This window comes from Acinetobacter larvae, from assembly GCF_001704115.1.
Classification (GTDB): Bacteria; Pseudomonadota; Gammaproteobacteria; order Pseudomonadales; family Moraxellaceae; genus Acinetobacter; species Acinetobacter larvae.
In genome coordinates this window covers 2242289-2255458 of sequence record NZ_CP016895.1, presented here as the reverse complement: position 1 = coordinate 2255458, position 13170 = coordinate 2242289, and the positions used below count along the sequence as shown (strand labels likewise).

The 13170-nt window shown below is 38.3% G+C and carries 14 protein-coding genes; 5 read left to right on the top strand and 9 right to left on the bottom strand.

Translation table 11 applies throughout. The features are described 5' to 3' along the window. Positions 1-32: 32 nt before the first annotated feature. Entirely contained in the window at positions 33-2105 is a 2073-nt protein-coding gene (gene dsbD, locus BFG52_RS10165; protein ID WP_081408680.1) for a protein-disulfide reductase DsbD, read from the bottom strand. Between the two features lie 264 nt (positions 2106-2369). Here dsbD and BFG52_RS10160 point away from each other — a divergent pair, with 264 nt between their 5' ends. From BFG52_RS10160 to BFG52_RS10150, 4 genes are all read left to right on the top strand, one after another. Next, entirely contained in the window at positions 2370-2966 is a 597-nt protein-coding gene (locus tag BFG52_RS10160) for a YceI family protein (RefSeq protein ID WP_081408763.1), read from the top strand. A 557-nt stretch (positions 2967-3523) separates the two neighbouring features. Then, positions 3524-4198, top strand: coding sequence for a tetratricopeptide repeat protein (locus BFG52_RS10155; RefSeq protein ID WP_157758097.1), 675 nt, complete (start codon positions 3524-3526; stop codon positions 4196-4198). Positions 4199-4422: 224 nt separating this feature from the next. Continuing rightward, the gene (locus BFG52_RS17500; RefSeq protein WP_407639200.1) at positions 4423-4515 is read left to right on the top strand and encodes a PAAR domain-containing protein; all 93 of its coding nucleotides are present in this window, start codon (positions 4423-4425) and stop codon (positions 4513-4515) included. Between the two features lie 259 nt (positions 4516-4774). Then, entirely contained in the window at positions 4775-5011 is a 237-nt protein-coding gene (locus tag BFG52_RS10150; protein ID WP_067555591.1) for a hypothetical protein, read from the top strand. A gap of 54 nt (positions 5012-5065) precedes the next feature. On the opposite strand, the gene BFG52_RS10145 is transcribed toward BFG52_RS10150, so the two are convergent. From BFG52_RS10145 to tusD, 8 genes are all read right to left on the bottom strand, one after another. After that, on the bottom strand, positions 5066-7078 hold the full coding sequence (locus tag BFG52_RS10145) for a lipase family alpha/beta hydrolase (protein ID WP_067555588.1): 2013 nt from the start codon (positions 7076-7078) through the stop codon (positions 5066-5068). A gap of 365 nt (positions 7079-7443) precedes the next feature. After that, positions 7444-8814 carry an acetyl-CoA carboxylase biotin carboxylase subunit gene (accC, locus tag BFG52_RS10140; RefSeq protein ID WP_067555585.1) on the bottom strand — a complete coding sequence of 457 codons (1371 nt, stop codon included), beginning with the start codon at positions 8812-8814 and terminating at the stop codon, positions 7444-7446. Between the two features lie 17 nt (positions 8815-8831). Then, the gene (accB, locus tag BFG52_RS10135; protein ID WP_067555583.1) at positions 8832-9248 is read right to left on the bottom strand and encodes an acetyl-CoA carboxylase biotin carboxyl carrier protein; all 417 of its coding nucleotides are present in this window, start codon (positions 9246-9248) and stop codon (positions 8832-8834) included. Positions 9249-9266: 18 nt separating this feature from the next. Beyond that, positions 9267-9722, bottom strand: coding sequence for a type II 3-dehydroquinate dehydratase (gene aroQ, locus BFG52_RS10130; RefSeq protein ID WP_067555576.1), 456 nt, complete (start codon positions 9720-9722; stop codon positions 9267-9269). A gap of 868 nt (positions 9723-10590) precedes the next feature. Continuing rightward, the gene (locus BFG52_RS10125) at positions 10591-10902 is read right to left on the bottom strand and encodes a TusE/DsrC/DsvC family sulfur relay protein (protein ID WP_067555572.1); all 312 of its coding nucleotides are present in this window, start codon (positions 10900-10902) and stop codon (positions 10591-10593) included. Between the two features lie 97 nt (positions 10903-10999). After that, complete coding sequence (locus tag BFG52_RS10120; protein WP_067555569.1) at positions 11000-11281, bottom strand: hypothetical protein; 282 nt, start codon at positions 11279-11281, stop codon at positions 11000-11002. A 28-nt stretch (positions 11282-11309) separates the two neighbouring features. Then, positions 11310-11660, bottom strand: a complete 351-nt coding sequence (locus tag BFG52_RS10115; protein ID WP_067555565.1) for a hypothetical protein — start codon at positions 11658-11660, stop codon at positions 11310-11312. Between the two features lie 43 nt (positions 11661-11703). Next, the gene (tusD, locus tag BFG52_RS10110) at positions 11704-12072 is read right to left on the bottom strand and encodes a sulfurtransferase complex subunit TusD (RefSeq protein ID WP_067555562.1); all 369 of its coding nucleotides are present in this window, start codon (positions 12070-12072) and stop codon (positions 11704-11706) included. A 76-nt stretch (positions 12073-12148) separates the two neighbouring features. Here tusD and BFG52_RS10105 point away from each other — a divergent pair, with 76 nt between their 5' ends. Next, a complete protein-coding gene (locus BFG52_RS10105) occupies positions 12149-13150 on the top strand; it encodes an NAD-dependent epimerase/dehydratase family protein (protein WP_067555561.1) in 1002 nt (333 codons plus the stop codon). The last annotated feature ends 20 nt before the right edge of the window (positions 13151-13170 follow it).

The window sequence follows — 13170 nt, the reverse complement described above, 5'->3', positions numbered from 1 at the left end:
GGCTTTGCCAAGCATCACCCTCTGAATATTTGTTATTGCGCTTGCGTTGCTTGTAAGCGTTGCATCTGTTGTATAAATTTCGATGCGGAGAAGCTGCCTGTGAGGCGAAGCTCACGTTGTTCTTGTCCTTCCGGATTGAGAAATAGCATGGTTGGAGGGCCGAGAATTTCATGCTGTTGTAGTATTTGCTCTTGTGACGGATGGTAATGTGTAAGATCGAGCTTAATTCTCACTAGACGTTGTAGCTGTTGTTGTACATCCGGGTGAGGCATTACATCGTTCTCGATAGGTTGACAAGCAACACACCAATCGGCATAGACATCGATTAAAATTGGTCGCTGTTCTTGTCGCGCTTGTTGCAACGCCTGCTGTAGCTGCTCAGTGGTATTTACTTGTTGCCAAGGAAGCAGATGTTCACGTTGTAGATGATGTTGCTTGGCATAATAAGCCTGCTGTGATTGCCAAACTGCAGCCCATATACTACATCCTATGGCAGCGATAAAAAATAAACGTGTCCAAACTTTATGGCTGACACGGATGAGATAGATAAAATATACGCTTAAAGCAATGCATAAAACTGCTAACAATACTGCATAGTAAAAACTACCAATCATTGGACGTATAAAATATACTGCCAAGATTAGCATCATAAAGCCGAAACAGAATTTTAAACGATCCATCCAATCACCAGGTTTAGGCAAATATTTTGCACCAAAAACACTGGCAATAAATAAAGGAAGTCCCAAACCTAAACCTAAGATAAATAAATATAGTCCGCCCATTAGCGCATTTTGGCTTTGCGATACAAAGAGTAAGGCACCGGCTAAAGGGGCACTCATACAAGGTCCGACAATCAGCGCAGAAAGCGCGCCCATTATAGCAGCTCCAATAAAAGTACCACCTTGTTGTTTATTCTGTAGCTGATCTAGTTTATTGATAAAAACTTGCGGCAGTGAAAGCTGATAGAGTCCAAATAAATTAAAGGCCAGTAATATAAAAATAACGGCAAATGACCCAATGATCCATGGGTTTTGAAACCATCGTTGTACACTATAGCCAATCTCAGCAACGATAATGCCCATTAGGCTATAAACCAATGCCATACTGACTACAAAACATAAGGCGACGGCAACAGCTTTATAGCCTTGACTACGCTGCACTATAATACCGGATAGAATTGGAATGAGTGGTAATGAGCAGGGTAAAAATGCCAGCAATATACCTAATATAAAAAATACACCAAGGTTAATCAGAAATCTGTCGGGGGATAACAACTGTAAAAACTGTTGGTCATTGTTGAGGCTGAAAGTGCTTTCTTTTGGTGTTGAGATAAGCTTATGGTTTTCGGTAGGATCGACAGTTGTCTCTGTGATTTGCGCTATATTCTTTTGTTCTGGCGTATGTGTGACATCAGTGTTGATTTGATCTACTTCATTTGTTTCTGGGGCTATATCCGTTGTGAGTGATGAAGCGACCTCAAGCTTCTCACTCTTTATTGCTGGTCGACCTTGTTCTTTTGTTGGAATAAATTTATCTGCTGTTTTTTGATCGACGCTCTGTGCATGGTTTTGTTTTGATGCGGCAGTTTCAAAGGTATCCAAGTTTAGACGATGTGCTTGGTTTGTTACTTTTGGCGGAGGAAGTAAAGCATTATGTTGCGTGGTATTTTGCTCAGAGATCAGTAAACCAGTGGAGTCCGTCTGAAAAGTCGCTCTCTGCATCGGGTAGCAGAGCCCTTCCTCTGCGCAACCTTGCCAAAAAATGGTATAACGCTTTTCCGGTTGCACCTGAATCGTTGCTTGTACTTGACCATAATGGACATCTGTTAAGCCAAAGGTTGGGTCATTTTTGGCTTGCCCTGCAGGGAGCTGTAGTTTGATGGCTTGTTGCTGTTGTTTAACTTTAAATTGGTCATGATATAGATAGTAATGGTCCGCTATTTTCCACTGTAATTTGATTTGCTGTGGGCTGACAGATTCTGCTGAAAATTGAAAAGCTTGTTGCGGTGGAAGAAATTTTGATTCAGCATAGGCTGTGTGGGTTGTTAAAATATTGGATAATAACAATGCCAGACAGACAAAAATTGGATAAATAAACAGGTTCATCTTTTCATCGCTATATCAGACTTGGCGCTATTATCTCTAATAAGAACTGAAAAGTGTGATAAGTGATGTTTTTCTTTGTAAAACAGCAATTAACAGTAACAGTAAGTCCATAGAATTTTCTGCGGTTAAGGTGTGATGGCGTCAACAGCAGGGGATTTGTCTGAGAGTTGTTGCATAAATGCAACATATCGTTTTATCTAGCTCGGTGCAACATGAGAATAAATCTATAGACTTAAGGCTATTGTAAATGAGAGATATATGACAATGAAATATACTAGCCAATTAACATTAAAATGGTTATCTGCTGCATTATTAACAGCTGGTCTTAGCCAAGCTATTATGGCAAAGCCAGTGAGTTATAAAATAGACCCAACCCATACGGCAACGGTTTTTACTTGGGATCATTTAGGTTTTTCTACGCCATCTGCAAATTTTCGTGATATTCAAGGCACCATTCAAATCGATGAAGATAAACCAGAAAATTCTTCTGTTACAGTCATAATTCCTGTGAGCAGTGTGAATACCAATGTTGATGCATTGGATAAAGAATTCCAAACGGCTGATTGGTTTAATGCTGCAAAATATCCAAATATCAGCTTTAAAAGTACCAAAGTAGAAACTCAAGATAAGAAAAATTTTAAAATCACAGGTAATCTTACAGTGAAGGGCATTACAAAACCTGTTGTGTTAAATGCTGTATTGAATAAAAAAGGTGTACATCCAATGACTAAGGTTGAGTCTGTTGGTTTTAATGCCAAGGCAAGTTTTGATCGTTCTGCATTTGGGATCGCAAACTATATCCCAAATGTTGGGGATAAAATCATTGTAAACATTACGACTGAAGCCTCTGTAGCTAAATAATATTTATATAAAACAATAACCTGCATGATTTTTATATAAAGTCATCGCAGGTTTTTTATCGTCCACATCTTGCTAAAAGTTGCGTATTTTTACTGAAATACCAGCTTTTCTGGTAATATTGGTAATTATCTGCACCAGAAAATGAAGATACCAACTCCGAGAAAAAGCCGCTCCATTAATTTAATGGAGCGGCTTTTTGTTTAAGCCATCTTAATTTTCACCATATTCTTTTTGGTCCTTAAAATATTTTCGTTATTCCTTTTTTTGCAGTGTCAGATTTACCAGGCAGCCAGCTAACGGCAGAGCATTAAGAATGGCTTATGAAGTGCATTTGAAGCTTGTGGGTATTTTATTTCATACAGATCAAGGTACACTCAATTAATCCAGATTCTATAGAAGTGCTGGAATTAGTTTCTGACATAAGTAAAGGTGTTCTAGACTTAGCTTCATCTGTTATTGATCGTATTAATACTGATTTATAAGATTAGTGAGATGCTTAGATAGGCTCACAAAATATGGGCTTTTTATTTTAGAGAAAATGATTTGAGGGATGATTGGTGAATAAGACGTGTATTCTTTTACTTGGATTAATGTTGTTTTCAAATGCTGTTATTGCCGCGAAGTCAAATTTAAATACTAATCGAAAGATAACAGATAAAGCTGAAATAAATACAATGGTTTTCAATGAGGAGTTTGTAAAAAGAGATGTGTATAAAGCACTTGCATGGTATTTAAGTGCTGCAAAGCAAGGGGATGCCGACGCGCAAACTAGTGTGGGTAGAATATATCATAATGGCAGCTATGGTATAGATAGGGATTTCAATAAGGCTAATGAGTGGTTTTTAAAAGCTGCTAAACAGAATAATAAGGATGCCCAGTTTTATTTAGCTTTTGCGTATTTTAATGGACAAGGGTTTGATGAGAATATAAAAAAATCAATTTATTGGTATCAAAAATCGGCAAATCAAGGGCATGCTGTAGCTCAACACGATCTTTCCATGATGTATTTTAGTGGTGATGGCGTAAAAAAAGATATGATAAAAGCACGAGAGTGGATGACTAGGTCTGCAAATCAAGATCTAGCTGTAGCGCAGTTTGCTCTTGCTGAAATGTATGAAAATGGAGAGGGTGGTCCGGTTAATATTGATTTGGCAAAATACTGGTATAAAAAATCTACTGAAAATGGCTTATCTTGGGGATATATAAAGTTAGAAGAGCTCTCGGAATTTTAAAAGTAAAGTTCGCATCCTTTTCAAGTCCGAATAATAGTATCTTAAAATCAGCCTTGTGCAGTTTTCTTTTGTACAGTTAAACTAAATAATTTAAAAATATTTATAAAATTTTTGCTTTTTTTTTTGTTGTTTTGAACCCTTGGTGATTTTTGAGATTAATTATTCAATAATTCTTAAATTAATCAAAGGTTAAGAATGGTAACGCCGTATATAACAATAAATGTATGCAGATTATGGGAAAATCTGCGGCACGTGTGAACGATACATTATCGTGTGGTTGTAAGCTTATGTCGATACAGAATTTGCTGGTAGGGTGATACCGGTCCTGACATTGGTGGAGCTGCTTTTGCAAGCGCTATGTCATCACACGATACTACGTCGAACTTTAAAGATACTCATAAATAAAAGCCATGAAATTAAATTTGTAAGTATAAAGCCGACTGGTAAGCTATTTTCGCCGTTTGGTGTTCCTAATGCTGCAGGTGATACCTCAGCAGAATAGCTCGAAATAAAGTTGAAAGTTCAAAAGGGTAATTTTGACAGAATTACGGTAGAAGCTGTTGGGCTGGTAGTCAGATGTTATCTGATCAACAAGGTTCATATTCTGCTGGAGCCGAAATTAAGGTAGATTGGGATGGTTTTAATGATCAATATCATTTGACAGATTTCATTAGCAAAAGCGGCATTAAACTGTATATCAAAGGCTATCCTGATGGAAATGAAGAGTCATCAGATACACATAACTTGGAAATGAAATATGCCAATGTTCATTGGATTGATAAAAAGTTGACTGAGCAAATAAAACATTTTTAAAATACCATTGATTCGCTCCGTGAGAGCATTTTGATAACCGTCATAGCCATCTGTCTAAGAGTTGGGTTTATAGATGTTCAATTGGGTTAAATGCTCTCTTAAAATACGGCGTAATTCTAATACTGCTTCGGGTGTTTCTTGAATAGAATGTCCACCTTTAATAATTTTTTCTGATTTGGCTCCGCCTAAGTGAGCACTTTTATACGGCACAATTCCATCTGTCATAACATCAGGGTCATTACTGTCTGTGACATTGCCCATAATAGAATGAAAGATCATACCTTTACGAGGCTGAATATCTTCAGTTAATAACGTAAATTTAGAATTATGACTTAAATCACTTGGACCATTTTGAATAATTCCTTTGCCAATTTCATTTACAAAGTCTTTTACGTGTATATCTTTGTCTTCAATGGTATTGACCATTGCACCAACAAATGCGCCAGGAAGTTTAATAATACGACGTGCTAAACGGGTAAACCAACGATCAGCAAAAGCAGTGCCGCGGTGTGGCGCAGCGAGGAAAATTGCGCGATCAAAATTTTCAATCGGTTTGATGGTTAAACGCTCTTGGAATATAGGGTTTTGTTTTAAACGATTTGCTTCTCGCGGGGAAAACACGGTTGTAGCAGAGTTGACCAAATTGTGGTCGCTGACCAATAGTCGCGCAATAATCCCACCCATACTATGACCAATTAAAACAGCATCTTTTGCTGCAGATGCCTGTGGATCAAGTGTTGAGAAAGTCTGGTTAATGATGGCATTAATTTGATAGCGACTTTCAAAAATGGGCATATTGGTAGAATAAAACACTTGCCAAACTTGATAATGATCCCGTAAAACAGGATCACCCATAATATCGTTGGTGAGTCGAATCCATGCTTCAGGACTACTGGCTAGACCATGTACCAATACAATGACTTTTTTATTGGGATTATAAGGTTCAAGCATATAGAGGTGCGGCATGGTGAGGTTTTGATCGCGATCAATCAAACTCAAATAGGCTGAAATTCCGAGTTTGTTTTCAGCCAACCATAAGCCATAAGGTGCAGAGAAATTCGCGGCTAGAGGATATTCACGCCCAGCAACTTTGAGGTTGTCGACACTATAGGGGTCGAATACTTTAATATCAAAATCGGCATTATTTAAAATTTGTTCAATACTATATTGGTCTGATCTGGGCTCGGCAACGATACTTACAGATAAATATCGAGGCTGGTGGATATTGGGGTTCATACCATTTTTATATTTATGATGTAAAGGATCGATAATATAATCGTTCATTTCTGGTGCATCTGGTTTATTTAATATTGCAATAAACTCGGAGCCAAAACCATCGCGACGGTTAATTGAGCGTAAGCCTGAGAAGTTTAGATTATAGCTAGATAATAAACTTTCAACGCTTTCATTGGCGAGTTGTGGATAACCAGTAAAGTTGATATGAAAGGTATTGTTGCCAAACTTGAGTTCTTTATCGATCACACCTTCTGTTTTATGTCTAACACTGTAGGTTGTAATCATTTTAGCGAGAGCCTGATTGTAAAAATCTCGGATCTGAACTTGTCTATTATCAAAAATACGGTCTTGCGGTCCACGTCGTGTTTTAAATAAGTAAACATAACTATAGCGTATGCTTTTATCATACATATAAATTTGTTGATCTAAGCATTTGTGATAGCTTTCGATTTCTTGCTGTTGCTTTTCTTCTTTATGGCGTTGACTAAAGCGACTGAGTTTACATTCTGAATCAAGCGCCAGTGCACGAGATAAATAAAGCTCGCTGGCGGCAGAATAGAGTTGTTCATCTTGGATTTGTGGAATTTTTAATAAACCAGTAATACATTGCTCGGGATCAATTTCACAATGTTTCGCCTCGCTGCCCGTCATAGATAAGACGTTTAATGTTGCTTCACTTAATTTACTACGGGTGAGAATATTATCCCGCTCATTCGCGATGGTGACATTGAGTGCTTGATTTTTAACACTGACAACTTGGCATCCAGTGATGAAAATAGGGCTGAGTGCCAAAACCAAGAGCCATGCTTTTTTTGAATGAGTAGGCAACATAGAGAGTAGAAAATCCCGGAAAATTTATCATTTTAAAGTTGTACAATAATATAGCTGCGTTAAAACTTTTTGCAAAGCCAAATCACTAAAATTCAAATCAAGCCATTGCATACAGCTAAACATCATAATAAATGGCTTTTATTTCAGTATAGTGAGCATATTATGCGTTGTAGTATACTGAGCTGCGGCGAAGAGATAAACTGAAAAATGATCTGTGTGTATTGCGATTTTATAATTTGAAGAAAAAGTGAGTTTGAAATATAGCAAAATATTGAGGCAAAGAGAATTGAGGTAAAGAGATAAGTCGCTTCTAAAAAGAAGCCCTAACCGAGGTTAGGGCTAAGGGAAAACCGTATGAAATAAAATTAAACTTTAAGGTCTACCGTGGTAACTTCAAGTTGTTTTAATAAATGATTCTCTAAATAATGAATATCCATTGCCTGTTCACAAAATTGAGCATCTTCTAGAATTAAATCTTTGTGCAGGGGAATATTGGTTTTAATACCCGTCAAGATCATTTCATCCAAAGCTTGTTTCATACGTGCAATTGCTGTAGCACGGTCTTTACCATGTGCAATCAGCTTAGCAATCATAGAGTCATAATATGGTGGAATACTATATCCCGTATAAATATGTGAATCTAAGCGAATTCCTGCACCACCTGGTGCATAGAAGCTTTCAATTTTACCTGGCGAAGGTAAAAAGGTAGATGGATCTTCTGCATTGATACGACACTCGATCGCATGTCCTTGTACTGAAATATCTTCTTGTGACAGATTTAAGCCTAAACCAGCAGCAATGCGAAGTTGTTGCTCAATAATATCAATGCCTGTCACTTGCTCAGTCACTGGGTGCTCTACTTGAACACGTGTATTCATTTCAATGAAGAAAAATTCATCATCTTCAAACAAAAACTCAAACGTTCCTGCACCTCGATACTGAATCAACTTACAAGCATTCACACAGGCTTCTAAAATATCTGCGCGAGCTTGTTCTGGTAAGTTCGGTGCGGGTGCTTCTTCAAGCACCTTTTGGTGACGGCGTTGTAAAGAACAATCACGATCATATAGATGTATGGCATGACCATTGCCATCGCCGAGCACTTGAATCTCAACGTGACGAGGTTTTTGCAGGAAGCGTTCCATATAGACCGTGTCATCACCAAACCACATTTCTGCATCGCGTTGCGCCGCTTGTACAGATTCGAGTAGGGTGTCAACACGCTCAACGATACGCATACCCCGACCACCACCACCTGCGGCAGCTTTTACGATCAATGGGAAACCAATTTCTTTGGCTTCAGCCAACGCATTATTGGGTGTAACCGCGTGTGCTGAACCCGGTACGGTTGGAACGCCCGCTTTACGCATTGCGGTAATGGCGGATACTTTATTTCCCATCAGGCGGATATGCTCTGGACGAGGGCCAATAAAGATAAAACCTGAGCTTTCAACAATTTCAGCAAATTCAGCATTCTCTGAGAGAAAACCATAACCTGGGTGAATTGCATCTGCACCGGTAATTTCTGCTGCGGTGATAATTGCTGGAATATTTAAATAACTATCACTGCTTGCGCCAGGTCCAATACAAACGGCTTCATCAACAAAATGTAGGTGCATCAGATCTTTGTCTGCATCTGAATAAATACCTACGGTTTTGATCCCCAGTGTTTTACAAGCTCGGGTAATGCGTAAAGCAATTTCACCACGGTTTGCAATCAATACTTTTTGCAACATTGTTATCCCCTATAAGCTTAAGCGCGGTAGCGGAATAATGGTTGTCCAAATTGAATCACGTCACCATTTTTAACGAGAATTTCTTCAATGACACCGCTTTGTGTTGCTTCGATCGGATTCATAATTTTCATGGCTTCAATGATGCCAAGTGTTTCACCAGCGGAAATGGTTTGACCTACATTGACAAATGGTGCTTCACCAGGGCTTGGCGCTGCATAAAACACCCCCACCATCGGTGATGTTTCAACAGCACCACGGGCTGCGGATTTAACCACTGGAGTTTCGACTGGCGCAGCCGCAGGTGCAATGACCTGACCAACCACTGGATTACGCCTAGTTAAAGCAATTGATTGATCTCCTTCTTTGACTTCAATTGCTTGAAGATCAGATTCAATCATCAAATCAATGAGCTTTTTAATTTTACGAATATCCATGGGTTTATTTTCCTAAAATTATGATAGGGATGTAGATTGAAGATGGGCAATGGCATAATCGAGTGCAGCACGATAACCTTGGGCACCTAAGCCACAAATGACGCCAATTGCTTTATCAGATAAATATGAATGATGTCGAAATGCTTCACGCGCATGGACATTCGATAAATGCACTTCAATAAAAGGGAGGGCAACGCCGAGCAAAGCATCTCTTAATGCAACGGAGCTATGTGTCAGTGCTGCTGGATTAATAATAATAAATCCAACCCCTTGTTGTGGTGCTTGATGTATTCGGTCAACAAGTGCGCCTTCCCAATTACTTTGGAAAGTTGCAAGTTGGATGTGCTGTTGCGCAGCTTGTGTCGATAACTGTTGATTGATATCGTTAAGGGTCAAATGACCATAGACTTCAGGTTCGCGCTGTCCTAGCAAGTTTAAGTTTGGTCCATGAAGAACCAAAATAGTCGAACTCATGCAGCCTGCTCCAAATTTAAAAGTTACACTTAAACTTTGCAAGATCACTGCAAAGTTTAATTATTATGGCATAATTTTTTACAATTATTTTATAGTTTGTATTGAACATTGTAGAAAAGCGCCATCAATCCGGTCTGCATTATTGTTAATTTTGCTTTGATCTGACAATGTTAAAAAATGACAAATTCTAGATAGATTATTCTTGGTAAAGATTTTGCTTGAATTGACCAAAATGATAAAAGCACAATGATACATTTGCTGTACCCATGAGCTTGCTCGAGGCTTTGTAAGGCAGAATAAGGCAGGTATTTGCTGGTAGATATCATTGCCTGAGTGGAGACGCAGCGTAGTAATCTTAATTTTTATGATAGATCCCGTGGTCTAAGTAAAAAATGTTGTTATTTCGGTGTACAAGGTTTTTAAAATTGATCATATCTTATTTAATTTTTGTAAGTTTATGAAAAATATATGCTTATATTTTGAGAGCAAGACGTTTCTCAGAAATATTGGCTTTATATAGCCAGAATACAGGGTAGCGTCAATATCATGTGGACAAGAGCAAAAGCTGGTCTATGTTATGGCATCTGAGATGCATGGGCTGTATCGTCCCTGAGATGAAAGACCTAGGCTAAGCCATCGCAATAAATCGCAGATGGCTTGAATGACCAAAATGCTCATTTATAGAGGGTTTGTATATTCAATCAAACACGTAGCGAGCGGGTATGTTCTCAGCAAGCAATGGCAAAATTATTAGCAATCAACAATCTCACCCACTCAGGGCAGGCTAAAAATAGCATTTTATGTTGGAGCATCTATTGCTTTGCTGCAAAGACTACAGTCGCTTTAAGGGTTACAATTGCTTTCAAGATTACAGACAATTTGCAGGTTTTGGGATTCCTGCGAGACGGCTTAATTGTCGCGCCACTAAGCCCGTATTAAAACGTTGCTGTAACACAGTGTTATTTAGCTCCGGGTCTAAGCTTTTATTGAGATATTTAAGCAATGGGCGAGTAGCAGGTGCGTGACCAAATTGTTGGTAAAAGCTTCGAACAGCAGCCAATACCTCTAAATGCCAAGCACTAAGCTGTATTTGTAAGGGCTCCGCAAGCTGTTGAGCGATTTCAGGGGTCCATTGGGTATAGTCAAGTAGATGACCATCTTGATCAAGTTCTAAATGCATGAATATCGTAATAGCGATTAAAGTAAATGACGGTAATTAAAGTGCATGAAAATTTCATGAAAATAATCAATGAAAATATGTATTGCGAGGTGTTGTGCTATTGATAGCTAATACAGCGTTTAAAATGAACGACCAATTGCGCAAACTCCGCATAACTTAGGCTTAAGCTATTGTGCTTTGAGCACAGTTCGTTTTCAACATTTAAACTATAAATGGGCTGTTTATTGTTAAAGCCTGTATGGTCGAGGCATAGTAAGGCATCTCCCATCACCACAATAGCATCACCGTTATGATAAATTTGGTCAATTTTCAATAACATTGCATCGACTTCCGTATATTTACATTGTAGTAAATGTAAGGTCGGTGTGACTTCAGACATGATTTTACCTTAGTTCTACGATGAGTGATTACCAGTACAACACATGATCAAATGATTGAATAAATGCATTGTTAAATTCTATAAATGCAAGTTCTTGTGTTGACTGGGTTACTGCTTCTGCATTTTTATCTTTATTTTGTACTAGAATGGGCGTGAGATCATAAAACTCAAAACCATCTAGCAGATTTGAAGCATGCTTATATGCATGTTTTAAACCGTTAAACTGTAGCTCTGATTTCAGTAAACTAAGTCCAGCATCTTGTAATAATACTTTGACTTCACAGCCAAAAGTCGCCAAGACCATGATGGCAGATAGGCTCTCATAGATGGCTAAACTCTTTAGATTGGATTGGGTCACAATGACCAAAACACTACTCACACAATACGCCTTTTAAATGCAACAAACTCAGTAATATTAAGTCTTAGAATCGAAGCAGTCGATCACTAGACTGTACCGCATCAGCAAGCTCACCCAAGCCGACTAGCTCAAAACCTGATGCTAAATTATCGGCATGGAGTTGATGGCGTGCTGCGTTGTCCTGATCAGTAATTCCTCTAGCCAATGCAGCACTAACACATACAGGTAAACGAATCGAAAGTTTTTGCCATTCCTTACATAGGTTACGTTGGTCGTCTGGAACCCACAGTAAGCGATTGGCAACAGTTACGCCATCTTGATAAAAAAAGACGCGTACTTGCTGCTTTTGGATGAGTAATGCTTTGGTTAACTCAAAGGCATGCCAAGCGTGTATTACGCTGGGCGCAGCAGTAATCAACAGTAAAGTACTCATATCATTTTAAATACCAAGAATAGTTGCGTTGGAACGCAATTAAATTTACAGATCATAAAAATATAGGAAATAAACAATGATTTTAGTCACTGGTGGATTAGGATACATCGGTTCACATGTGGTATTAAGCTTATTGGCACAACGACAAGAGGTTGTGATTGTCGATAACTTAGCCAATGCAAGTTTAGACACTTTGGAACGGCTCGAATATATTTCACGGATGTATATTCCATTCACTAAAATTGATATTCGTAATACACCTGCTTTAAATAAGGTATTTGAACAATATTCTATCGATACAGTCGTGCACACCGCAGGATTTAAATCGCTTGAAGAATCAAACCTTAAACCCTTGGAATATTATAACGATAATGTCAGTTGTATTATGAGTTTATTGCGCTCCATGCAAAGAACCGGGGTACGTAAACTCATCCACCTATCAAGTTTAGCGGTATATGGGCATTCGAGTCTAGCCTTACATGAGCAATTAAACTTTAATTATGCCTATCCTAATCCTTATATTAAGTCACAACAGTTTATTGAAGAAATTATTCAGGATACTTTTAAAACCGATAATGAATGGAAAATCGCTATTCTGCGTTTAAGTAATATTGCAGGTGCGTTTGAACAAGGCATTCTTGGAGAAGTGGTGACTCAACTTCCTAAAAATATTGTGCCTTTGGCGATGCAAGTCGCTGCATTACAGCGCGATGCAATAGAATTACAGCGTTATGCAAAAACCAAAGATGGTACTGTAGAACGCAGTTTTGTACATGTCTTAGACCTCTGTGAGGTTATTCAAAAGGTATTATTATTTTTACAAAAACAGGTTAATGTGTGTGAAGCATTTGATATTGCAGGACAAGTTATTTCAATCCAACAACTTCTAGCGCTCGTTTCAGAGGTTACACAAGTTCCGATTCAGACCGTAGAAGCAAACTTCCCAACAATTACGCTTGATTGTTTAGGCTCAAGCAGTCAAAAAGCCAAAAATACTTTAAATTGGAGCGTAAAACGTCCAATAGAGAAAATGATTGAAGATGAATGGGCTTTCTATCGTGCTGTTTTACAGAAGTAAGTTCTGATATTGATTATCAT